Annotated in this window: 22 protein-coding genes; 12 read left to right on the plus strand and 10 right to left on the minus strand. The window is 72.6% G+C overall.

Features of this window, described 5'->3' with window-relative positions:
* Positions 1–401 precede the first annotated feature (401 nt).
* The gene (locus tag FHR36_RS02245; protein WP_253793281.1) at positions 402–1,811 is read left to right on the plus strand and encodes an AI-2E family transporter; all 1,410 of its coding nucleotides are present in this window, start codon (positions 402–404) and stop codon (positions 1,809–1,811) included.
* Between the two features lie 103 nt (positions 1,812–1,914).
* Here the strand turns inward: FHR36_RS02245 and FHR36_RS02250 are convergent, their stop codons facing one another.
* Together FHR36_RS02250 and FHR36_RS02255 are read right to left on the minus strand one after the other, a co-directional pair.
* Entirely contained in the window at positions 1,915–2,445 is a 531-nt protein-coding gene (locus FHR36_RS02250; protein ID WP_253793283.1) for an alkyl hydroperoxide reductase, read from the minus strand.
* Positions 2,446–2,448: 3 nt separating this feature from the next.
* Complete coding sequence (locus FHR36_RS02255) at positions 2,449–3,000, minus strand: peroxiredoxin (protein WP_253793286.1); 552 nt, start codon at positions 2,998–3,000, stop codon at positions 2,449–2,451.
* 122 nt (positions 3,001–3,122) lie between these two features.
* On the opposite strand from FHR36_RS02255, the gene FHR36_RS02260 reads away from it, so the two are divergent.
* The 3 genes from FHR36_RS02260 to FHR36_RS02270 all read left to right on the plus strand — a co-directional run bounded on the left by FHR36_RS02260 (position 3,123) and on the right by FHR36_RS02270 (position 6,032).
* Positions 3,123–4,073, plus strand: coding sequence for a LysR substrate-binding domain-containing protein (locus tag FHR36_RS02260; protein WP_253794667.1), 951 nt, complete (start codon positions 3,123–3,125; stop codon positions 4,071–4,073).
* 313 nt (positions 4,074–4,386) lie between these two features.
* Positions 4,387–5,313: an AAA family ATPase gene (locus FHR36_RS02265; RefSeq protein ID WP_253793288.1), complete on the plus strand. Its 927-nt coding sequence runs from the start codon at positions 4,387–4,389 to the stop codon at positions 5,311–5,313.
* Positions 5,310–6,032 (plus strand): HNH endonuclease, encoded by a 723-nt coding sequence (locus FHR36_RS02270; RefSeq protein WP_253793290.1) that lies wholly within the window; start codon positions 5,310–5,312, stop codon positions 6,030–6,032. Before FHR36_RS02265 ends, FHR36_RS02270 begins: the two co-directional genes overlap by 4 nt.
* Positions 6,033–6,040: 8 nt before the next feature.
* Here the strand turns inward: FHR36_RS02270 and FHR36_RS02275 are convergent, their stop codons facing one another.
* Positions 6,041–7,807, minus strand: a complete 1,767-nt coding sequence (locus FHR36_RS02275; RefSeq protein WP_253793292.1) for an ATP-binding SpoIIE family protein phosphatase — start codon at positions 7,805–7,807, stop codon at positions 6,041–6,043.
* A 595-nt stretch (positions 7,808–8,402) separates the two neighbouring features.
* The gene (locus FHR36_RS02280) at positions 8,403–11,375 is read right to left on the minus strand and encodes an AfsR/SARP family transcriptional regulator (protein ID WP_253793294.1); all 2,973 of its coding nucleotides are present in this window, start codon (positions 11,373–11,375) and stop codon (positions 8,403–8,405) included.
* 193 nt (positions 11,376–11,568) lie between these two features.
* On the opposite strand from FHR36_RS02280, the gene FHR36_RS02285 reads away from it, so the two are divergent.
* Complete coding sequence (locus FHR36_RS02285) at positions 11,569–11,772, plus strand: hypothetical protein (RefSeq protein ID WP_253793296.1); 204 nt, start codon at positions 11,569–11,571, stop codon at positions 11,770–11,772.
* 55 nt (positions 11,773–11,827) lie between these two features.
* Here FHR36_RS02285 and FHR36_RS02290 read toward each other — a convergent pair whose 3' ends face one another.
* Complete coding sequence (locus FHR36_RS02290; RefSeq protein WP_253793298.1) at positions 11,828–13,495, minus strand: fumarate hydratase; 1,668 nt, start codon at positions 13,493–13,495, stop codon at positions 11,828–11,830.
* Positions 13,496–13,713: 218 nt separating this feature from the next.
* Here FHR36_RS02290 and FHR36_RS02295 point away from each other — a divergent pair, with 218 nt between their 5' ends.
* Together FHR36_RS02295 and FHR36_RS02300 are read left to right on the plus strand one after the other, a co-directional pair.
* Positions 13,714–14,427 (plus strand): DUF1707 SHOCT-like domain-containing protein, encoded by a 714-nt coding sequence (locus FHR36_RS02295; protein ID WP_253793300.1) that lies wholly within the window; start codon positions 13,714–13,716, stop codon positions 14,425–14,427.
* A 214-nt stretch (positions 14,428–14,641) separates the two neighbouring features.
* Complete coding sequence (locus FHR36_RS02300; protein WP_253793304.1) at positions 14,642–14,992, plus strand: WhiB family transcriptional regulator; 351 nt, start codon at positions 14,642–14,644, stop codon at positions 14,990–14,992.
* Between the two features lie 103 nt (positions 14,993–15,095).
* On the opposite strand, the gene glpX is transcribed toward FHR36_RS02300, so the two are convergent.
* The gene (glpX, locus tag FHR36_RS02305) at positions 15,096–16,127 is read right to left on the minus strand and encodes a class II fructose-bisphosphatase (RefSeq protein ID WP_253793307.1); all 1,032 of its coding nucleotides are present in this window, start codon (positions 16,125–16,127) and stop codon (positions 15,096–15,098) included.
* Positions 16,128–16,286: 159 nt separating this feature from the next.
* Here glpX and FHR36_RS02310 point away from each other — a divergent pair, with 159 nt between their 5' ends.
* Positions 16,287–16,811: a DUF4245 domain-containing protein gene (locus FHR36_RS02310; RefSeq protein WP_253793309.1), complete on the plus strand. Its 525-nt coding sequence runs from the start codon at positions 16,287–16,289 to the stop codon at positions 16,809–16,811.
* A 128-nt stretch (positions 16,812–16,939) separates the two neighbouring features.
* Here FHR36_RS02310 and FHR36_RS02315 read toward each other — a convergent pair whose 3' ends face one another.
* Together FHR36_RS02315 and FHR36_RS02320 are read right to left on the minus strand one after the other, a co-directional pair.
* Positions 16,940–17,530, minus strand: coding sequence for a malonic semialdehyde reductase (locus FHR36_RS02315; RefSeq protein ID WP_253793311.1), 591 nt, complete (start codon positions 17,528–17,530; stop codon positions 16,940–16,942).
* Positions 17,531–17,651: 121 nt separating this feature from the next.
* The gene (locus tag FHR36_RS02320; protein ID WP_253793313.1) at positions 17,652–17,939 is read right to left on the minus strand and encodes an exodeoxyribonuclease VII small subunit; all 288 of its coding nucleotides are present in this window, start codon (positions 17,937–17,939) and stop codon (positions 17,652–17,654) included.
* A gap of 72 nt (positions 17,940–18,011) precedes the next feature.
* Here FHR36_RS02320 and FHR36_RS02325 point away from each other — a divergent pair, with 72 nt between their 5' ends.
* Entirely contained in the window at positions 18,012–18,491 is a 480-nt protein-coding gene (locus FHR36_RS02325; RefSeq protein ID WP_253793315.1) for a GNAT family N-acetyltransferase, read from the plus strand.
* Between the two features lie 36 nt (positions 18,492–18,527).
* Here the strand turns inward: FHR36_RS02325 and FHR36_RS02330 are convergent, their stop codons facing one another.
* Positions 18,528–19,079: an RNA polymerase sigma factor gene (locus FHR36_RS02330; protein ID WP_253793317.1), complete on the minus strand. Its 552-nt coding sequence runs from the start codon at positions 19,077–19,079 to the stop codon at positions 18,528–18,530.
* A gap of 175 nt (positions 19,080–19,254) precedes the next feature.
* On the opposite strand from FHR36_RS02330, the gene FHR36_RS02335 reads away from it, so the two are divergent.
* Positions 19,255–19,716: a helix-turn-helix domain-containing protein gene (locus tag FHR36_RS02335; protein WP_253793319.1), complete on the plus strand. Its 462-nt coding sequence runs from the start codon at positions 19,255–19,257 to the stop codon at positions 19,714–19,716.
* Between the two features lie 7 nt (positions 19,717–19,723).
* Entirely contained in the window at positions 19,724–20,209 is a 486-nt protein-coding gene (locus FHR36_RS02340; RefSeq protein WP_253793321.1) for a hypothetical protein, read from the plus strand.
* Between the two features lie 20 nt (positions 20,210–20,229).
* Here FHR36_RS02340 and xseA read toward each other — a convergent pair whose 3' ends face one another.
* Positions 20,230–21,447, minus strand: coding sequence for an exodeoxyribonuclease VII large subunit (xseA, locus tag FHR36_RS02345; RefSeq protein WP_253793323.1), 1,218 nt, complete (start codon positions 21,445–21,447; stop codon positions 20,230–20,232).
* Positions 21,448–21,586: 139 nt separating this feature from the next.
* On the opposite strand from xseA, the gene FHR36_RS02350 reads away from it, so the two are divergent.
* Positions 21,587–22,561, plus strand: coding sequence for a 4-hydroxy-3-methylbut-2-enyl diphosphate reductase (locus FHR36_RS02350; RefSeq protein WP_253793325.1), 975 nt, complete (start codon positions 21,587–21,589; stop codon positions 22,559–22,561).
* The last annotated feature ends 35 nt before the right edge of the window (positions 22,562–22,596 follow it).

Here is a 22,596-nt window from a genome sequence, read left to right on the forward strand (position 1 = left end):
GGGCCGCCACTTTGTGAGCGCGCCGAAGGCCCCGACCCGTTGCAACGGGTCGGGGCCTTCGTGCTGCCGCGAGACAGCGGCGACGGGGGGCCGCGCCGCCCGGGCGGCGCTGACCAGTGCGCTCACGGGCGGTGCGGTCCGACTGCGGACGCGGGGAGCCGGAGAGGGTCCTGGTACCTCCGGCCCCGGCCGGTCCGCTTGCAGTTGGTCCGTATGTACGGCCTCCTCCCCCCTTCCATGGGTCTGAAACCAGCGGCTTCCTCCGGATTCGCCCCGATTCGCCACCCGGCCGGGCCTCCCCCGGCCACCGGGCCCGTGGCGGCGCCGACCGGCCGGACGGGTAGCGTCGTCCCCGACGGCCGTGGCCCATCCACGGCACAGCAGCCGAACGGGGAGCGGTCATGCCGGACGAGGCACGGGGCGGGAAGGCCGAGAAGGGCGGAAAGAGCTGGCTCGGCCTGGCCAAGGTCGGGGCCGTGGTGGCCGGAGCCGTCGCGGCGGTCGAACGCCGCCGCCGCGCCCTCGCCGCCGCCGAGCGCGCCGCCATCCGCTCCGAGATCCTGCACAGCGACGGCCTGCACAGCGACGGCCTCCCCGGAGACGGGCTGCGCGACCGCGCCCTCCGGGGCGACGGCCCGGGCGTCGAGGAGGCGACCATCCCCGCACCCCGTACACCCCGCACGTCGTTCCCGCCCGGACAGCCGCTCGGCCGGCCCGCCACCCCGGCCGAAGCCGTCCCGTGGAGCCTGCGGGTCGCCGCCGAGTCGACCTGGCGACTGTTGCTGCTCGGCGTCGCCCTCTACGTGGTTTTCCGGGTGGTCGACACCCTGCGCCTGGTCGCCTTCGCGGTGCTCGCCGCGCTGCTGATCTCCGCACTGCTGGAGCCCACCGTCTCCTGGCTGCGCCGGCACGGAGTCCCGCGCTCGCTCGCCGCGGCCGGCACCTTCCTCAGCGGCGTGGCCGGCATCGGCCTGGTCGGCTGGTTCGTGGTCTGGCAGGTCTCCGCCAACCTCGACAAGGTCACCGGCCGGGTCCAGGACGGTGTGAAGTCGGTCCGGGACTGGCTCGTCACCGGCCCGCTGCACCTGACCCAGCAGCAGATCAACGACTTCGCCAACCAGATCTCCACCGCGATCGGCACCAACTCCGAGCAGATCACCTCGGCCGGCTTCACCGGCGTCACCATCGCCGTCGAACTGCTCACCGGCGTGGTGCTCACCGCCTTCACCACATTCTTCCTGCTCTACGACGGAGCCAGGATCTGGAGCTGGGTGCTGCGCGGTCTGCCGCAGCACTCCCGCTACGCGATGGCCGGCGCCGGCCCCAAGGCCTGGACCACGCTGACCGCGTACGTCCGCGGCACCGTCGCGGTGGCCTTCATCGACGCGCTCTGCATCGGCATCGGGATCCAGCTGTTGGGCGTGCCGATGGCCCTTCCGCTGGCGGTGATCATCTTCCTGGGCGCCTTCGTGCCCCTGGTCGGCGCCCTGGTCACCGGCACCATCGCGGTGCTGATCGCCCTGGTCGCGGTGGGACCCTTCACCGCGCTGATGACGCTGGTGGTGCTGGTCGCCGTGCAGCAGATCGAGGGGCACGTGCTGCAACCGCTGATCCTCGGGCGCGCCGTGCGGGTGCACCCGCTGGGCGTGGTGCTGGGCGTGGCCGCCGGGTCCATCGTCGGCGGGATCGCCGGCGCCATCGTCGCCGTCCCGCTGATCGCCGTCACCAACACCGTGGTCGGCCACCTGCGGCGCCGCAACGCGGCGGGGCTGGAGGTCTTCGAGGCGATCGAGGCCGCGCGGGCGAAGTAGCCGGGGCAACCACTGAGGGGCGCGGGGAACCGCGCGCGGCGGAAGAAGCCGAGGTTCGGCTCTTCCACTGCGCGCGGTTCCCCGCGCCCCTTCAGTACGGCTGTTACGCCAGGACGTTCTCGGCGTCGAGGACGGCGGCCACCGCCTGGACCACCGCGGCGATCTTGACCGACGCCTGGATGACCTCGCGGTCGACGCCCGCCTTCCGCAGGACCGCCTCGTGCGAGTCGAGGCACTGACCGCAGCCGTTGATCGCGGAGACCGCGAAGCACCACAGCTCGAAGTCGGCCTTGTCCACGCCCGGGTTGCCGATGATGTTCATCCGCAGACCCGCCCGCATGCTGCCGTACTCCTTGTCGGAGAGCAGGTGCAGCGTCCGGTAGTAGACGTTGTTCATCGCCATGATCGCGGCGGCGCCCTTGGCGGCCTCGTACGCCTCGGGCTTCAGGTTGGCCTTGGCCTCCGGCTCCAGCTCGCGCAGCACGGCCGCCGAGCGGGTGGCCATCGCGCAGGCCAGGACGGTGCCCCAGAGCTGCTGCTCGGGCAGGTCCGAGTTGCCGATGACCGAGCCCAGGTTGAGCTTGAGGTCCTTGGCGTACTCGGGAAGCGCGGCCTTCAGTTCGTCCAGCGCCATGGGTCAGCCCGCCAGCAGGGCCTGGGCGTCCAGGGTCTCGTCGCCCTTGGTCCAGTTGCACGGGCACAGCTCGTCGGTCTGCAGGGCGTCCAGCACCCGCAGGACCTCCTTGGGGTTACGGCCGACGGAGCCGGCGGTCACCATGACGAACTGGATCTCGTTGTTCGGGTCCACGATGAACACCGCGCGCTGGGCGGTGCCGTCGGCCGCCTCGACGCCGCACGCCTGCATCAGCTCGTGCTTGACGTCGGCCAGCATCGGGAACGGCAGGTCGCGCAGGTCCTTGTGGTCCTTGCGCCACGCGTGGTGGACGAACTCGCTGTCGCCGGAGACGCCGAGGATCTGGGCGTCACGGTCGGCGAACTCCTCGTTCAGCTTGCCGAACGCGGCGATCTCGGTCGGGCAGACGAAGGTGAAGTCCATCGGCCAGAAGAAGACGATCTTCCACTTGCCCTCGTAGGTCTTGTGGTTGATCTGGGCGAACGCGTTCGCGGCGTCGAGGTCGACGCAGGCGTTGAGTTCGAACTCGGGGAACTTGTCACCGATCGTGAGCACGTTCGCTTCTCCTGGTGTTGAGCGTGAGGGTGGCCGTCCGGATTGCGGACGGATGCCAGCGTTCCACATCGTGGACTGATCAGGGAAATAGCTACACTCGATGCATCTGATCGGAGAGAGCTATCAGTACTGTTCAGCCCAGGCACCGCACCCCCACCGTCGCCCAGCTCCGCGCCTTCGTCGCCGTCACGGAACACCTGCACTTCCGCGAAGCCGCCGCCGCGATCGGCACCAGCCAACCCGCCCTGTCCGGCGCCGTCGCCGCCCTCGAGGAGGCCCTCGGCGCGCAGCTCGTCGAGCGTACGACGCGCAGAGTCATCATCACCCCGCTCGGCGACCGCGTCGCCGTGCATGCTCGTCGGGTGCTCGCCTCCCTCCACGCACTCACCGACGAGGTCGAAGCCGCCCGCCGCCCCTTCACCGGCCCGCTGCACCTCGGCGTCATCCCCACCGTCGCGCCCTACCTGCTGCCCGCCGTGCTGCGACTCGTCCGCGACAGCTACCCCGAACTCGAACTGCACGTCCACGAGGAACGCACCCCCTCCCTGCTCGACGGCCTCGCCGCCGGACGCCTCGACGTCCTGCTGCTCGCCCTCCCCGCCGGCGGCACCAGCCCCACCCGGGACATCCCGCTGTTCGACGAGGACTTCGTCCTCATCACCCCGCCCGGCCACGAGCTGGACGGGCGCACCGACGTACCGCGCGACGTCCTGCTCGACCTCGACGTGCTGCTCCTCGAAGAAGGCCACTGCCTGCGCGACCAGGCACTCGACATCTGCCGCGAAGTCGGCGCCGAACCCTCCGGCGGCACCACCCGCGCCGCCGGGCTCTCCACCCTCGTCCAGCTCGTCGCCGGCGGTCTCGGCGTCACCCTGCTCCCCGCCACCGCCCTCGCCGTCGAAGCCGGCCGCACCGACCTCATCACCGCCGTCCACTTCGCCGACCCCGCCCCCGGCCGCCGCATCGGCCTCGCCCACCGCCCCGGCTCCGCCCGCACCGCCGAGTACGACCGCTTCGCGGCGGCCCTCCGCGAGGCCCTCGGCGGGCTGCCGATCCGCCTCGCTTCCCTGTAGGGGCTCGGGGAACCGCGAGCCGGTGCGCCGGGCGGGGGTGTTCTGCAGGGGCTCGGGGAACTGCGAGGCCGGCCCGGGGGGTGGTGGGCTTCGCGTGGTGCGCCGGCCCCGGGTGGGGGTTCGGGGGCGGTCGGCGGGTGCGGGTGGTGCGTGGCTGGTCGCGCAGTTCCCCGCGCCCCTGATGGGTTGGCCCGATCCGCAGCAGTTCCCCGCGCCCCTGAGGGGTTGGCCACCTGCCCCGACCGGGCATATGTTCCTCGTTCCTCGGTGATCGAGTCGACGGGGGTGGGCCGTGTACGTGTCGCGGATCCGGGTGTCCGGACTGAAGTGCTTCGGCGGGCCGCGCGAGGTGGATCTGGAGGTGGATCCGGAACCCGGATGGACGGTCCTCGCGGGGCCGAACGGCTCCGGCAAGTCGACGCTCCTGCACGCCGTCGCCCTCGCCCTCGGCGCCCGCAGTGCCACCCCCGCGTCCCACTGGCTCGCCCCGGGCCACGACGACGCGTGGGCCGAGGCGTCCCCGGCTCCCCGCTGGCGGCTCTCCGAGTTCTCCGACCCGTCGGCGCAGGCCCGCACCCCGCTCGCCCTCCACCTCGGCGGGGCCCCCGTGGCGCTCGTCCCGGAACTCCTCCGTGAGGGCATCCTCCCGGACGGCTGGCGGGTCACCGATCCGGTCCGCCACCACGTGGCGCGCGGCGGCCTGGAGGTGCCGCTCGCCGAACTCGGCGACGGGGTGGCGGCGCTGGCGGTGCTGGTGAGCGAGGTGGCGGGGCGCCCGTCCGGCCCGGTGCTGATCGACGACGTGGAGCGCCACCTGCACCCGGTGTGGCAGCAGCGCATCGGCGGCTGGCTCACCGAGAGATTCCCGGAGGCGCAGTTCCTGGTGGCCACCCACAGCCCGTACGTGTGCCAGGCGGCCGACCCGGGGGCGCTGGTCCACCTGCCCGCCGCGGAGAGCGGCCGCCCGCCGTACCGGATCGACGAGGCGGTGCAGCAGCGGATCCTGTACGGCAGCGGCGACGACGCCGCCGTCTCGGAGCTGTTCGGGCTGCCGAGTTCGTACTCGCCGGCCGCGGAGGCGGAGCGGCGGCTGCTGGTGCGGCTGGAGCGCAAGCTGTACGCGGGGCTGGCGTCCGACGCCGAACTGGCCGAGTACCGCGAGCTGGGGGCGAAGCTGAACAGTTCGCTCGGGGCGCGCGCGGACGAGGTGGCGGCGCGGCTGCTCGGCAGAGAGCCGTGATCCCGCTGCAGCGGCCGCGGCTCCAGCCGCACCTGGCCGCCGAACTGGCCCGGCACACCGCCGGCATACGCCAGGCCGGTCCGAACACCGCCACCGGGCGGGCGGCATGGCACAAGGCCGTCCGCCAGAAGGCCCAACTCCGCCTGCTGCTGCGGCAGATGGCGCCGGGCCTGGAGCGCTGCATGTACTGCGGCGACAACCTGGGGACGGACATCGACCACTTCGAGCCGATCGCGCTCGCACCGCTGCGCACCTTCGACTGGCAGAACCACCTGCTCGCCTGCGCCCACTGCAACAGCAACCAGAAGCGCGACCGCTTCCCGCGCGACCCGGTCACCGGCGAGCACCTGCTGGTCGACCCGTCGCGCGAGGACCCGGCCGACCACCTGCGGCTGTACCTGGACTCCGGCGAGTACGACCCGCTGACCGCCAAGGGCGAGGCCACCATCGACGTGTTCGGCCTCAACTCCCGGGCCGAGCTGGTCCGGGGGCGGCGGATGATGTTCAGCGTGGTCAAGGCGCTGCTGCTGACGTGGCACGCCGCCGCGCCCGGCGACGACCTGGAGTACGCGGACGCGCTCGGCCTGCTGCACCACGCCGACGTCCTCCGGGCGGTCCTGCGGCTGCGCCGCAGCCCCGGTGTCGCCGAGGCGGTGCTCGGCCCCGACGTCCTGCTCGCCCTGCACCAACTGGCCAGGGCGGAAAGGAGATTCCGCTAGCACCCGGGTCAGAAGGGCCGGGTCGGGATCACGCCCGGCAGTCGCTGCTCGAACCAGACCACCTTGCCGGTGCCGAGCCGGGTCGCCCCCCAGCGGTCGGCGCAGCGGGAGACGATCTGCAGGCCGCGCCCCCGCTCCTCGTCCGGCCCGGCCCGGCGCGATCGGGGCAGCGCGGCGTTGTCGTCGCCGACCTCGCAGCGCAGCAGGGAGGTGCGCACCAGCCGGAGCGTGACCGGCCGGGTGGCATGCTGGATCGCATTGGTGACCAGCTCGCTGACCATCAACTCGGTGTTCTCGATGAGTGGTTCGAGCCCCCAGCGGCGCAGCGCGTGGGCGGCGAGCCGACGGGCCCGGCCGGGGGTCTCGTGCCGGGGCTGGAGGTACCAGTACGCGACGTCGTCGGCGGGGATGCCGTCGAAGCTGGCGGCAAGCAGCGCGATGTCGTCGCCGCGGTCGCCGGGCGGCAGGATGCGCAGCGCCTCCTGGCACAGGTGCTCGGGCGAGTGCAGGTGGGCGGTGGCCAGGCGGCTGCGGAGCAGCTCCAGGCCGGTGCCGAGCGGGCGGCGGCGGGTCTCCACCAGGCCGTCGGTGAACAGCAGCAGCGCGGAACCGGGCGGCGCCGGCAGCGCCACCGAGGTGAAGTCCACCCCGCCGACGCCGATCGGCGCGCCGGGCGGCAGGTCGAGCAGCTCGCTGCGCCCGCCCGGCTGGACCAGCACCGGCGGCACGTGGCCGGCGTTGGCCACCACCACCCGGTTGGCGATCGGGTCGTAGACCGCGTACACGCAGGTGGCCAGGTGCTGTTCCCGGCCGAGCCGCTGGGCCTGCTCGTCGAGGTGGTACAGCACCTCGTGCGGCGGCAGGTCCAGCCCGGCCAGGGTCTGGGCGGTGGTCCGCAGCTGGCCCATGACGGCGGCCGAGGTCAGCGAGTGGCCCATCACGTCGCCGACGATCAGGGCCACCCGGTTGCCGGGCAGCGGGACGGAGTCGTACCAGTCGCCGCCGACCTGCGCCCCGCGCTCGCCGGGCAGGTAGCGGTGCGCCAGGCGCACACCGTGCGGCTGCGGCAGGTGGGCGGGCAGCATGGAGCGCTGCAGCCGGTCGGCGATCTCCCACTCGCGGGTGTAGCGCAGCGCGGTGTCCACGGCCAGGCCGGCCTGGGTGGCGAGGTGCGCGGCGGTGGCGGTGTCGGCGGCGTCGAACGGGGTCGTCCCCTCCTTGCCGGGCCGGCGAATCAGCAGCAGCATGCCCAGCGCGGTCTTCCGCCCGTGCAGCGGCAGTGCCAGCAGCGCCGTGCCGGCCGGCAGCCGGCCGAGGCTCCGGGCGCCGAGCAGCTCGGTCAGCAGCGCCCGGTGGGCGCCGGCGCCGGCGGTGCCGAGCACCAGCGGACCGTCCGGGAGCCGGTGCCGCAGCGCGTGCGCCAGCGGACCGCCGGCCGCCACCGGGCGCAGCCCCGTACGTCGGCCGAGCCGGGTGCCGTGGGTGTGGTGGACCCGCAGCGCCTCCGGCCGTCCGGGGTCGGTCTCCACGTTGGGCAGCGGGTCGCGCAGCTGCACCACCACGGCGTCGGCAAGCGTCGGCACCAGGACCCGCCCCAGGTTGCGCAGGGTGCCGGGCAGGTCGAGGGAGCTGTTGATCCGCCGCGCGGCACCGTCCAGGTAGGCCAGCCGCTCGGCCAGCCGCGGCGGTTCGTCCAGCCGGTCCCGAGGCGGCGGACGGCGCTGCTCCGGTACGGCGGGCGGCTGCCCCGCGGAGGGCTTGAGGTGGTCGCGCACAGGCTGCCCGATCTTCAGGAGTGGGGGCGGGGACGGTCAGCCGACGCGCCGACAGTACGGGGACAGCTGCTCCTCGGGCGGAAGGGCGGTCCGGGCCCGTGCGCGCGGGCGGGTCCGGGCCCGCGCGCGGCCGGCGCGGCGGCGCCCGTTGTCCACGCGGTCGTCAGGGGAGCCCGTCCCGGCGGTGCCTGAGATCTGTCCGGTCGTCACGATGCGAGTGGCACCCCTTCCGCGCTGTCCTGCCCCTGGTAGCCGATGGCCGCCCTTCCCTGGAGGTACTGGCCTTCGAGGATAAGCGTGATCACTCCGCCGTGGCGTCCCTTTCCGGCCAACTCGTCTCCCTTCGGCCCGATATCACCGGCCGCCGGAAGCACGGGGTGCGGCCGGGGTGGTGCGCACCCCTGGCTCACGCCGCGTGGCGCGCTCCGTGGCACCCGTGCCCACCTGCGACGGAACGACTACGGACGGCGTTTATCGAACGTCAATCGCCACCTGTCAGAGTCTTCTCAGCGCCGGGGAAGCGTCAGGGCGCTCCCGCAGCCGGGGGGCTGCGGGAGCGCCGACGCACGGGGGAGCACTCGTTGGGGGACGGGAGCTACGGCGCGGGGGGAAGGGAGGGCTCGGTGTGCTGCCGAGTGATGAGGCCCTGCACGGGGAGGGCCTCGGGCACACCGAGCCGGGTGAACACCGTGTGCGCCTCACGCAGACACGCCAGCCCACGCGCCGGCTGGGCCAGCTCCAACAACGCCTCTCCGAGCGCCGCGTTGGCCAGGCCCTGGCAGTACGCGGCGTCGATCTCCTGCGCGATGGACAGCGACTCCTCGGCCGCGGTCGCCGCCTCGGGGTACTGGCCCTGGTCCAGCAGACAGGCCGCCAGGCGGGCGAGCGAGTAGCCCTCCCAGAAGCGGTACTGCTGGGACTGGAAGAGTCCGTGTGCCTCCCGCAGGTGCTCCGCCGCCTCCGCGGTCGAACCGGTCGCCCGCAGCACCACGCCGAGCTGGTACAGAGTGTCGGCCAGACACGGCGTGTTGCCCGACTCGCGGGCCGCCGCGACCGCCTGCCGCGCCGACTCGACGGCCTCCTCGTGCCGGTCCAGCCCGACGTACGCCCGCGCCATGTTGGCCAGCAGTCGGGCCTCGCCGATGGACGCGCCCAGCGCGCGGCTGATCTTGTGCGCCTGCTGGTAGAACGGCAGCGCCTCGGCCGGGCGTCCGGCCTGGATCAGCACCACGGCCAGCTCGTTGGCGACGGAGATCTTCAGGTGGGTGCACTCCTCCGCGGCCTGGAGGGCGAGGCTCTGCCGCAGCGACGACTCGGCGTCGCCGAGCTCGCCGGCCATCCGGTGGAGATGGCCGAGCGCGAACCGGATCCTGGCGAGCGCGTCGGTGTCCTGGTACGACTGGGCGTTGACCGCGGCGGTCCGGAGCGCGGCACCGATCCGGCGTCCGATGGTCGGGTCCTCGACCAGCGCGCGCAGGACGAGCACCAGGTCGACGGCGGGCCGCAGCCGCTCCCGGGGCTCGTCCACGGCGCGTTCCACCGTGCTGAGCAGCAGGGCGAGTTCGGACCGCAGCCAGCGTCGGCCGGCGCCGCTGTCCGCCAGCTGCAGGCCCGCCGAGACGGGAACGTGCAGCAGTTCGGTCAGCATGTCGTCCGGCTCGATGACCTGGGCGGCGTTCTGCAGGGTGGCCACCAGGAGGTCCAGCAACCTGAGCAGGGCATCGCGCTGGGCGTCGAGATCCCCCTCCTTCTGGTTCTGCGCCTGGGCGAACAGCCGCAGCAGGTCGTGGTACCGGTACCGGCCGGGCGTGAAGCACTCCAGCATGTTGGCCTCGACCAGTGCCTCGGCCAGGTCCTCGGCCTCCCGCTCCTCGGTGCCGAGCAGGGCGGCGACGGCGGCGAGCGGAAGGTCGGGGGAGTCGACGACGGAGAGCAGCCGGAACGCCCGGGCCTCCTCGGGCCGCAGTTGGCCGTAGCCGAGGCCGATGGTGGTCTCGACGGCGAGGTTGCCGAGCTGGAGCTCCTGGAGGCGGTTGCGCTGGTCGGCTAAGCGCCGGGCGAGGTCCGAGACGCTCCACCGGGGACGGCTGGCCAGCCGGGCCGCCGCGATCCGGACGGCCAGCGGCAGGAAACCGCAGGCGGTGACGACGGCGAGGGCGGCCTCCGGTTCGGCGGCCACCCGCTCGATCCCGACGATGGCCGAGAACAGTGCCAGCGCCTCGTCCGGGGTCAGCTCCTCGATGTCCACCAGGTGCGCGCCGGGGATCTCGGCCAGCCGGGACCGGCTGGTCACCATCACGGCGTTGCCGGAGACACCGGGGATCAGCGGCAGCAGCTGCCGGGCGTCCTTGGCGTTGTCGAGCAGGATCAGCATCCGCTTGTCGGCCAGCAGCGAGCGGTAGAGCGCCGCTCGCTGGTCGAGCGAGTCCGGGGTGTCCGAGCTGCCGAGCGCGTGCAGGAAGTCGCCGAGCACGACGGCCGGGTCGGCCGGGGAGTCACCGGCGCCACGCAGGTCGACGTACAGCTGGCCGTCCGGGAAGTCGGGGCGCAGGGTGTGGGCGACGTGCACGGCCAGGGTGGTCTTGCCGACGCCGCCGATGCCGGCGAGCGAGGTGACGACCACGGCCTGGCCGGAACCGGCCCGCAGGACGTCGTGGAGCTCGCTGACCAGCTTGGACCGACCGCTGAAGTCCGACACGTCGGCCGGAAGTTGGGCCGGCGGGACGAAGGTGACGGGCTCCTCGGCGTCTGCGCGGGGATGGGCCGTGACGGCCGGCATCAGGGCCGGGTCGCCGGCCAGGATGCGCGCGTGCATGGCGGCCAGGCCGGTGCCGGGCTCGACGCCCAGTTCCTCGATCAGCAGCTTGCGGGTGTCCGCGTAGACACCGAGCGACTCGGCCTGGCGGCCGCAGCGGTAGAGCGCCAGCATCAGCAGTTCGCGCAGCCGCTCGCGCAGCGGTTGCGCCGCGCAGAGCGCGCTGAGCTCGGACACCACCTCGGCGTGCAGCCCGATCTCCAGCGCGACCGCGCAGCGCTCCTCGGCGACGGCGATCTGGCGCTCCGACAGCCGGCCGCGCTGCGACTCGGCGTACGGTCCGGGCAGGCCGGGCAGCGGTTTGCCCCGCCACAGGGCGAGAGCGGACAGCAGCAGCTCGTGCGAGGTGTGGAAGTCGCCCTCGGCCTTGGACTCGGCGGCCGCCGCCACCTGCTGGTCGAAGGCGGCGAGGTCGAGTGCGCCGACGGGGATGCGCAGTGCGTACCCGTCGCTGACCGAGACCAGGATCTCGGCCGGCTTGCGCACTTCGCGGTTGGGTTCGATGACGGTGCGCAGACGGGAGATGTAGGTGCGGAGCGCGGCCACCGCCTGGGGCGGGGTGCGGTCGCCCCAGATGCCGTCGACGAGGTCGTCGGTGGTCACCGGTCGGCCGTGGCTGAGCAGGAGGGCCGTGAGTACCGCTTGCTGCTGCGGGGATCCGAGGGCCAGTTGCTTCTCGCCCCGCCAGGCCTGGACGGGACCGAGTACCTGGAACCGCAGCGCATCGGGGGACGGTGTCCCTTGATGCTCCATGTCCTCCCCCGATGTGACGGCCGATTCGCTGTGATGTGAAGTGTCAGCTTATGAGGCCGCGCGCAAACATCCGCGAACAGGATGGGGGGCACAGCGTTTATAGGACATTTAACGGTCCCTACGATACTGTCCGGGCGCCCAGGACGATCCTGTCAGGCCGTTCAATCTGATGACTCGAAAGGCGGCCCACGTCATGGCCGACGAGACCACCACCCCGGTTGCCACCCCGACCGCGCCCACCGAGCACACCGCCGCCCCGGTCGACCCCAACGCCATCGAGCACGCGCTCGAGGTGCTCGCCGAGCAGCCCGAGCCGACCACCGAGCAGCCGGCCGCCGACAAGCCGAAGTCCGACGAGGTCTTCGAGCCGCTCGGCAACGTCAGCAGCTGCCCGTGACCTCACGCGACGAATGCCCCGGTCCTCACCGACCGGGGCATTCGCCGTTTTCGGACTACTGCGCGGAGCGGACGCGGAGGTTGGTGATCAGCGGGCCGTCGGTGACCTCGGCGAAGAAGTCGTTGCCCTTGTCGTCGACCACGATGAAGGCCGGGAAGTCCTCGACCTCGATCCGCCAGACCGCCTCCATGCCGAGCTCGGGGTACTCCAGGACCTCGACCTTCTTGATGCAGTCCTGGGCGAGGCGGGCGGCGGGGCCGCCGATCGAGCCGAGGTAGAAGCCGCCGTGGGTGTTGCAGGCCTGGGTGACCTGCTTGGAGCGGTTGCCCTTGGCGAGCATGACCATGGAGCCGCCGGCGGCCTGGAACTGGTCGACGTAGGAGTCCATCCGGCCGGCGGTGGTGGGGCCGAAGGAGCCGGAGGCGTAGCCCTCGGGGGTCTTGGCGGGGCCGGCGTAGTAGACCGGGTGGTCCTTCATGTACTGCGGCATGCCCTGGCCGGCGTCCAGACGCTCCTTGATCTTGGCGTGGGCGATGTCGCGGGCCACCACGAGGGTGCCGCTGAGCGAGAGGCGGGTCTTGACCGGGTACTTGGCCAGCTGGGCGCGGATGTCGCTCATCGGCTGGTTGAGGTCGACCTTGACGACGTCGCCGTCGAGCTGGGAGTCGGTGGTCTCGGGCAGGTACTTGGCCGGCTCGGTCTCGAGCTGCTCCAGGAAGACGCCCTCGGCGGTGATCTTGCCGAGTGCCTGGCGGTCGGCGGAGCAGGAGACGGCCATCGCGACCGGCAGCGAGGCGCCGTGGCGGGGCAGGCGGATGACGCGGACGTCGTGGCAGAAGTACTTGCCGCCGAACTGCGCGCCGATGCCGATCTTCTGGGTGAGCTCGAAGACCTTCTGCTCCAGCTCCAGGTCGCGGAAGCCGTGGCCGGTCTTCGCGTCGCCGCCGGTGGGCAGGTTGTCCAGGTAGTGCGCGGAGGCGTACTTGGCGGTCTTCAGCGCGAACTCGGCGCTGGTGCCGCCGACCACGATCGCCAGGTGGTACGGCGGGCAGGCCGCGGTGCCGAGCGAGCGGATCTTCTGCTCCAGGAAGGAGAGCATGGACGACTCGTTGAGGATCGCCTTGGTCTCCTGGTACAGGTACGACTTGTTGGCCGAGCCGCCGCCCTTGGCCATGAAGAGGAACTTGTACGCGTCGCCGTCGGTGGCGTACAGCTCGATCTGGGCCGGCAGGTTGTTGCCGGTGTTCTTCTCGTCCCACATGGTGACCGGGGCCATCTGGGAGTAGCGCAGGTTGAGCTCGGTGTACGCGTCGTACACGCCGCGGGCGATGGCGGACTCGTCCTGGCCGGAGGTGAGGACGTTCTGGCCGCGCTTGCCCATGACGATCGCGGTGCCGGTGTCCTGGCACATCGGGAGGATGCCGCCGGCGGAGATGTTGACGTTCTTCAGCAGGTCCAGTGCGACGAAGCGGTCGTTGGGGCTGGCCTCGGGGTCGTCCAGGATGCGGCGCAGCTGGGCGAGGTGGGCGGGCCGCAGGTAGTGCGAGATGTCGTGCATCGCCTCGGCGGTGAGCAGCCGGAGGGCCTCGGGCTCCACCTGGAGGAAGGTGCGGCCGCCGGCCTCGAAGGTGGAGACACCCTCGGAGGTGATCTTCCGGTACGGCGTCGGGTCGGCACCGAGGGGGAGCAGGTCGCTGTAGGCGAACTCTGGCGTGGGAGCCATCGTGGAGATCCTCAGTTCTTTCAGCTGCGTCGACGAAGCATCCTCCAGGGTAGGCGCCCCCGGGGCGGGGGAGGCGGTCAGGTCGGCCTGCGTGACCGGGGTCACGCGGAAAGCCCCGAACCGATGTTCGGGGCGGCGGCGTCCTCGCTAGGCTGTGTGACGTGGACAACTCTCCTTCGCAGGACGGGCGGGACGCCCGGGGCCAGGAGCCCGTACCGATGAGGAAGACCGACGCCCCGGAGCCCCAGGCCGCCCCGGTGGTCCCTGCGACGCCCGCCGAGCACCTGCCGGTCGCCGAGGCCGACATGCGGGCCTCGGACGCGGACCGCGAGCGGGTCGCCGAGCTGCTGCGCGACGCGTACGCCGAGGGCCGGCTGACCGTGGACGAGCACGCCGAGCGGATCGAGGCGGCGTACGGCGCCCGGACCTTCGGCGAGCTGGCGCCGCTCACCCGTGACCTGCCGGCTGCCGCGGCGGCCGGTGCGGTGCCGCGGATCTCGATGGAGAAGCCCCCGCTGCGGGCGCCCGGCCCGGCGCTGCCGCCGGCCCGCACGGAGTCGCCGTCGATGGTGGCGGTGTTCGGCGGGGCCACCCGCAAGGGCCGCTGGCGGGTCGGTTCGCACCTGCGCGCGGTGGCGATCTTCGGTGGCGTGGACATCGACCTCAGCGACGCGGTGTTCGAGTCGCCCGAGGTGGTGATCGAGGTGGTGGCGGTCTTCGGCGGCGTGGACATCAAGGTGCCGGAGAACGTGTCGCTGCACGGCAGCGGCGTCGGCGTCTTCGGCGGCTTCGACGTGCAGGAGCAGACCGCGGCGGACCCGTACGCGCCGGTGGTGCGGGTGAAGGGCGGCGCGGTGTTCGGCGGCTGCAGCGCGCGGCCGCGCCGGGGCAAGAAGCTCAAGGAGTGGGTGCGCAAGCAGCTGGACGGCTGAGCCGGGCGCCCGCGCCTGCGGCGGACCGCCGACCGGAGCGTCGACCGGAACGGCACGTTCCGTCAACTCCCGGGTGGGCACTTGTCGTTGCGGCGAGTGCAGTCCGTAGTCGGTTGCGTGCGGTGTGCATGAATCGGGCTACCGCGGGGTAGTTCCCCTCGCACACTTCCCCCGGCCACGACGTGCCGTGTGCCCGGCCAGTCAGGAGTACGCCGTGCTGCATCCCATCGACTCCAGCTCCCCCCGCTCGGTGGTGGAGGACAACCCGTGGCACACCGGTGCGGCCTGCCGCAGCGACGAGGCGGGCCTGTTCTTCGCCCCGTCGAAGGAGCCGACCGCCGCCCGGTTGGCCCGGGAGGAGCAGGCCAAGCGGGTGTGTGCCCGCTGCCCGGTGCTGCTGGAGTGCCGGGAGCACGCGCTGGCCCAGCCGGAGCCGTACGGCGTCTGGGGCGGGCTGACCGCGGCGGAGCGCCGGGTGGTGCTGGCCCGGCGCCGGCGCCGGGACGTGGAGCTGCGCGAGGCGCGCCGGGTGGGCGTGCAGCAGCCGCGCCGGATAGCGGGCTGAGCGGCGGTACGCGCCCGCGGCCGGGGGCGCCGGGGGCGCCGGGAACGCCGACGGCGGCCGCCCCGCGTGCCTCGCACGGGGGAGCCGCCGTCCGGTGGACGTGTCAGTTGGCGCGGTCGAAGTCGATCGCGCTGTAGGCCCGCAGCTTCGACAGCTTGTGCACGGAGTCGATCTGCCGGATGGTGCCGCTCTTGGAGCGCATCACCAGCGAGCTGGTGGTGGCGGTCTCCGAGCGGTAGTGGACGCCGCGCAGCAGCTCGCCGTCGGTGATGCCGGTGGCGACGAAGAACACGTTCTCGCCGCTGACCAGGTCGTCGGTGGTGAGCACCCGGTCCAGGTCGTGCCCGGCGTCCAGCGCCTTCTGGCGCTCCGCCTCGTCCTTCGGCCACAGCCGGCCCTGGATGACGCCGCCCATGCACTTCATCGCGCAGGCCGCGATGATGCCCTCGGGGGTGCCGCCGATGCCCATCAGCAGGTCCACGCCGGTGCCCTCGCGGGCGGCCATGATGGCGCCGGCCACGTCGCCGTCCGAGATGAACTTGATCCGGGCGCCGGCCTCGCGGATCTCCTTCACCAGCCCCTCGTGGCGGGGACGGTCCAGCAGCACCACGGTGACGTCCTCCACCGAGCTGCCCTTGGCCTTGGCGACCCGGCGGATGTTGACCGCGGCCGGGGCGGTGATGTCGACGAAGTCGGCGGCCTCCGGGCCGCACACCAGCTTGTCCATGTAGAACACGGCGCTGGGGTCGAACATGGTGCCGCGGTCGGCCACCGCCAGCACGGCGACGGCGTTGTTCATGCCCTTGGCGGTCAGCGTGGTGCCGTCCACCGGGTCGACCGCGACGTCGCACTCGGCGCCGGTGCCGTCGCCGACCCGCTCGCCGTTGTAGAGCATCGGGGCCTCGTCCTTCTCGCCCTCGCCGATGACGACCACGCCGTTCATCGAGACGGTGGAGACGAGGGTGCGCATGGCCTTCACGGCCGCGCCGTCGGCGCCGTTCTTGTCACCGCGGCCGACCCAACGGCCGGCCGCCATCGCGGCGGCCTCGGTGACCCGGACGAGCTCGAGTGCCAGGTTGCGGTCCGGCGCCTCGGGGGCTACCTCGAGGGAGCTCGGGAGGTGGTGCGTGGTCATCGTCGTTACCTCTCTGTACGCGACGGCCAGTGAGCGCCCGACTACTGCCAGGTCGAACGCCGTGGTGAGGGTTGCTGCGATCGTATCTGCCCGGCTCCGGGCTGTCTGTGGCGCACTCCCCGTGGCAGCGGGCGCCGTACGGCCACCTACCATGGCCGGGTGGCAGGCAACAGCAGCAAGAGAGGCCGGCAGACGGTACGGGACATGATCCTGTCGATGCTGGCGGTCGGCGTCGTGGTGTTCGTGGGGTACGTCTTCCTCCCGGGCGCGCAGGGGGACGGCGTCCACGTGATCGACTACCGGAGCGCGCTCGCCTCGGCGAAGCGCGGTGCGCCGTACCCGGTCCTCGGGCCCGAGGGGCTGTCCGACAAGTGGCGGGCGACCTCGGTCGACTACCGCCCGGACAAGCAGGGCCACAACGTCTGGCACCTCGGCTTCGTCACCCCGTCCGGGCAGTACGCGGCCGTCGAGCAGAGCGACGCCGCGCACGACGCCGCGGTGGCCGCGGCCGTGGCCGGCGCCAAGGAGGACGGCACCGCCACCGTGGCCGGCGACACCTGGCAGCGCTTCCAGGGCGAGCGCTACCGCGGCCTGGTCCACCCGGCCGGCACCACCGGCACCACGGTGGTCACCGGCACGGCGACCTACGAGGAGCTGGCGCAGCTCGCCGAGGCGCTGAAGTAGCCGCCTCGGCCGGAGCAGGACGACGGAAGGGCCCCCGCGATCGCGATCGCGGGGGCCCTTCCGGTGCCGGCGGGGCGACGGGCCCGGCGGCTTCAGGCTGCTCGGCCTGCTCGGCCTGCTCGGCCGGCTCAGACGGTGGTGACGACCTCGTCGTAGGCCAGGCGCGGGCCGCGCGGGTACCAGGCGTCCTCGCCCGGCTTGCCGATGTTGACCACGGCCAGCACCGAGTGCTCGCCGTCGCCGAAGAACTCCTTGTTGATGCCCTCAGCGTCGTAACCGGCCATCGGGCCCGCGGCCAGACCGGCGGCGCGGATGCCGATGATGAAGTACGCGGCCTGCAGCGAGCCGTTCATGGAGGCCACGGCCTCGCGGACCGGACGCTCGGAGAAGACGTCCTTGGCACCCGGGAAGTGCGGGAACTGGGTCGGCAGCTCCTCGTGGAACTCGTTGTCCACGGCCAGGATGGCGGTCAGCGGGGCGGAGGCGGTCTTCGCCTTGTTGCCCTCGGACATCTGGTCCACCAGACGCCGGCGACCCTCCGGGGTGCGGACCAGCACGATGCGCAGCGGCTGCGCGTTCATCGCGGTCGGGCCGAACTTGACCAGGTCGTAGATCGCCTGGACCTGCTCGTCGGTGACCGGCTCGTCGGTGAAGGTGTTGGCGGTCCGGGCCTCGCGGAACAGCAGGTCCTGAGCGACGGTGTCGAGTTCCAGGGTCATGGTGGGTCCTACCTCGTGCTGGACGGGAATCTGTGCGGCGGGTGCCGTTCGACGTGGTCCAACAGTCGGTGAACTTTAAACCATTCCACCGCGGGGCGTGATGTGCATCACTCTCCCGGGATCACTCCCGGCCGGGCTGCCCCTCCTCCGCCGCCAGCGCCGCGTCCAGCCGGGCCCGGGCGCCGTCCAGCCAGCGCTGACACACCTTCGCCAACTGCTCGCCGCGCTCCCACAGGGCCAGCGACTCCTCGAGCGTGGTGCCGCCCGTCTCCAGTCGGCGCACCACGTCCAGCAGCTCGTCCCGCGCCTGCTCGTAGCCGAGCGCGTCGTCCGCCGGAGTGGTGTCCGCCGCAGCCGTGCCCGTGGGGGCGGTGTCGCCCGGAGTGCCGGTCGTCTCCTGATCAGCCATGGCGCCCAGCGTAGGACCTCCGGCCGACAAATCCGGTGCGGCGGGCGGTCCGGGGTCGCTAACCTCCGCGGCATGATCACGGTACGGGCCGGGCGGCCCGGCGACGCCCCGGAATTGGTCCGGCTGCGCGCCCTGATGTTCGAGTCGATGCACGGACGGGCCGACGACGGCCCCTGGAAGGCCGCGGCCGAGTCCGAACTCCGCACCCGGCTGGCCGCGTTCGAGCCCACCATGGGGGTCTATGTGGTCGACGACCCGGACCGGCCCGGACGGCTGGCCTCCTGCGCGGTCGGCACCCTGGAGCGCCGACTGGCCGCGCCCGGTCACCCCGACGGCCTGTTCGGCTTCGTCTTCAACATCTGCACCGACCCCGACCGCCGCCACCGCGGCTACGCCCGGGCCTGCACCGAGGCGCTGCTCGGCTGGTTCGACGAGCGCCGGGTCACCCGGATCGACCTGCACGCCTCCCGCGGCGGCGAGTCGCTCTACCGCAGCCTCGGCTTCGGCGAGCACTCCGTCGCGCTCTCCCGCCAGCGGCTGCTCACCGACTGAGCGGACGTCGGGGCCGGGCCGCCGGCCGTGCGGGCGTCAGGACTTGGGGGCGGCCTGCGCCGCCAGGGTGCGGCGCAGGTTGACCCTGGCCCGGTAGGTCAGCGTCTTCACCGCACCCACCCGCAGCCCGATCCGGTCGGCGATCTCGTTCGAGGTCAGGCCCTCCCAGTAGCGCAGCGCGACCACGGTCCGCTGCCGGTCGTTGAGGGCGGCCATCGCGGCGAAGATCCGGTCCGCCTCGGCCGCGGCTATCACCAACTCCTCGACCCGGACGCCCGAATCGGTGTCGGCGACCGTGGCGACCGCCGACTCGCGCCGGGTGGAACGCCGCTTGTCGTGGTCGAGCATCACGTTGCGGGCGATGGTGACAATCCATGCGCCCATGTCCTTGCCGGTCCAGTGGTAACCGCGAATTCCCGCCATTGCCCTGACAAATGTGTCCTGGGCGAGATCCTCGGCCAGGAGCCGATTCCCCGTTCTTCGGGTGAGGAACGCCAGCACCAGCCCGTGATAAGCGAGGTAGAGCTGCGCCCAGGCGTCGCGGTCCCCGGACTTCGCGGCCTCGATGAGGGCAGGTCTCACATCCATGTGAACCTCCGGAATTGGGGAGGTGCGTCACCCTACGAGCGGCCGTGCAGGCGTGCAAGCGATTCTCGGGAATTACCCTCTGATGGTCTGAAGATCCTTGCGGGGCCTGTCGGAAGGGGCTTGCATGCGTGCAAGTGAGCGGCCCTGTCGGGGAGTACGCGGTAGCCTGCGCGCCATGCAGCCGACAGAGGGCACCTCCGACGCGAACACACCCGCCCGGCGCTTCGGGGCGGTCGTCCACGAGGCCGCGCAACGCGCCGGCTACGACCTGCGCCCCGGCGCCGGCGGACGCCTCGCCCTGGCCAGGGACACCGGAATGAGCGCCTCCGCCGTCGGCCGCATGCTGCGCGGCGAGACCCTGCCCCGGCCGTCCCAATTCCAGCGAATTGCCCAGGCACTCGATCTCGACCTCCCCGACCTGTTGGTCCGCGGAGGGGTAATTTCCGAGGATTCCGCCAACGATCTCTCCCAAGGAGTACGCTCACCCATCACCCCCGAGGGAGCGTTGGACACCTGGGGAATCACCCACCCGGTCATCCGTCGATTCCTGCTCGCCTCGATCGCCCAGGCGGTCGCTCTGCAACGGGAATGCGAGACGGAAAGCCTCCGGGGAGGAACTGCGCACACGCGGAGGTGAGCCCCACATGCCGAGAATCTCGCCGACCACCATCGATGTGCTGAGAGCGGCGGGCGCATTCGCCGGCATCGCCCTCATCGTGGCGGGCACGTACGACTCACGCTGGACCCCGCTGCTCGGCTGCCTGGCCGTCGCGGCGCTCTCCACCACCGAGTACGCGCTGGCCAGGACCAGGCGCTTCGTCCGCGCGGCCGAGGAGCGCGAGGCCCGGCGGCTGGCCGAGCTGACGGCCGAACAGACGGTCCGGGCCGTCCGGGCGGTACCGGCCGGCGGCGGGCGGACCGTCCGCGCTCAGGGCGGCGACCCCACCGTCGCCGCCCTGACCGCGGACGGTCTGCTCCGCCTGCTGGAAGCCGTCCACAGCGAACTGCTCCACGCCAACGCGGCCGCCGCCGAGGCGCAGGCCGAACTCGCCGACCTCACCCGGGAGTGGAACACCCTGGTGCAGGAGTCAATGGGCCACCACCCGTGCGCCCACCGGGCACCTCGCTAGCCCCCTCTCGTTGTCCGCCGTCAGTCCTGCGACGGCTCCACCGTGACGTCCAGGCCGCCGCCCGCCACCCGGGCGTGCAGCCGCTCGCCGACCAGGGCCTGCTGCGGATCGGTCACCACCGTGCCGTCCGGGCGCTGCAGCACCGCGTAGCCGCGCTCCAGCGTGGCCAACGGGGACAGCGCCACCACCCGGGCCAGGGCGTGGCCGAGGTCGGTCTGCGCGTGGTCCAGCCGGTGCCCGAGCATCCGGCGGGCCCGCTCCACCAGTGCGGTCACCTCCTCGCCGCGCTCCGCCAGCGCCCGGTGCGGGGCCGCCAGCGCGGGCCGGCTGCGCACCCCGGCCAGGCCGGCCTGCTCCCGCTCGACCCGGTGCACCACGTACCGCCGTGCCCGGTCGCGCAGTTGGTGCACCTTCGCCAGCTCCTCGCCGACGTCCGGCACCACCCGCTTGGCGGCGTCGGTCGGGGTGGAGGCGCGCAGGTCGGCGACCAGGTCCAGCAGCGGCTGGTCGGGCTCGTGCCCGATCGCGCTGACCACCGGCGTACCGGCGGCCGCGACGGTGCGGATCAACTCCTCGTCGGAGAACGGCAGCAGGTCCTCCACGCTGCCACCGCCGCGCGCCACCACGATCACATCCACCTCGGGCATCGCGTCCAACTCCCGCACCGCGGCCGCCACCTGGGCCGCCGCGCTGGGGCCCTGCACCAGCACGTTGCGGACCTCGAAGCGGACCGCGGGCCAGCGCCGCCGGGCGTTCTCCAGCACGTCCCGCTCGGCCGCCGAGCCGCGGCCGGTGACCAGCCCGATCCGGTGCGGCAGGAACGGCAGCGGCCGCTTGCGGGCGGTCTCGAACAGGCCCTCCGCGCCCAGCTTCCGCTTCAGCTGCTCCAGCCGGGCCAGCAGCTCGCCCAGCCCCACCAGCCGGATCTCGGTGGCCCGCAACGAGAGCGTGCCGCGCGCCGTGTACCACTCGGGCTTGGCGTGCACGACGATCCGGGAGCCCTCCTGGACCGCCTCCGCCACCTGCTCGAAGACCGACCGGAAGCAGGTGACGGTCAGCGAGACGTCCCGCTCCGGGTCGCGCAGGGTCAGGAACACCATGCCCGCGCCGGGTCGCCGGTTGAGCTGGGCGATCTGTCCCTCCACCCAGATCTCGCCGAGCCGGTCGATCCAGCCGCCGATCAGCGCGGACACCCGGCCGACCGGGATCGGGGCGTCGGGGGAGCTCGTGTTGGCCATGGGACGAGGCTAGCCGTCACCCCCGTCACGGCCCAGGTCCGCGCGGCCCGGGCGCCCGAGTCCGTACGGCCCGGGCGCCACGCCCCGCCGGGGTGACCGCGGGCGGGGCGTGGCGCGCCCGCGCCCGTACGATGGAGCCATGTCCACCACTGCTCAGCGCCGTGTCCTGCTCGCCGCCCCCCGGGGCTACTGCGCGGGCGTCGACCGCGCCGTGATCGCCGTGGAGAAGGCCCTGGAGCAGTACGGGGCGCCGATCTACGTCCGCAAGCAGATCGTCCACAACAAGTACGTCGTGCAGACCCTGGAGAAGAAGGGCGCGATCTTCGTCGACGAGACGGAGGAGGTGCCCGAGGGCTCGATCGTGGTCTTCTCGGCGCACGGCGTCGCGCCGTCCGTGCACGACGAGGCCAAGGCCGGCAGGCTCGCCACCATCGACGCCACCTGCCCGCTGGTCACCAAGGTGCACAAGGAGGCCGTGCGCTTCGCCGACGAGGACTACGACATCCTCCTGATCGGCCACGAGGGCCACGAGGAGGTCATCGGCACGATGGGCGAGGCCCCGGACCGGATCCACCTGGTGGACGGTGCCGAGGACGTCGCCAATGTGCAGGTCCGCGACGAGTCGAAGCTCGTCTGGCTCTCCCAGACCACCCTCTCGGTGGACGAGACCATGGAGACCGTCGGCGAGCTGAAGAAGCGCTTCCCGCTGCTGGTCAGCCCGCCCAGCGACGACATCTGCTACGCCACCCAGAACCGCCAGGTCGCGGTCAAGAAGATGGCCCCCGAGACCGATCTGCTGATCGTCGTCGGCTCCAAGAACTCCTCCAACTCGGTCCGCCTGGTCGAGGTCGGCCTGGAGTACGGCGCCAAGGCCGCCCACCTGGTCGACTTCGCCGAGGAGATCGACGACGCCTGGTTCGACGGCGTCACCACGGTCGGCCTGACCAGTGGCGCCTCGGTGCCGGAGATCCTGGTCGAGGGCGTCCTCGCGCACCTCTCCGACCTCGGCTACACCGACGTCGAGACGGTCAAGACCGCCGAGGAGCACCTCACCTTCTCGCTCCCCAAGGAGCTCCGCCGCGACCTGCGCGCCGAGGCCGCCGGCAAGCTGTAGTCCCGCTCGTACCCGCTCGTACCCGCCCGGGCTCC

The sequence above is a fragment of the Kitasatospora cinereorecta genome (assembly GCF_024172095.1).
GTDB classification, from domain to species: Bacteria; Actinomycetota; Actinomycetes; order Streptomycetales; family Streptomycetaceae; genus Kitasatospora; species Kitasatospora cinereorecta.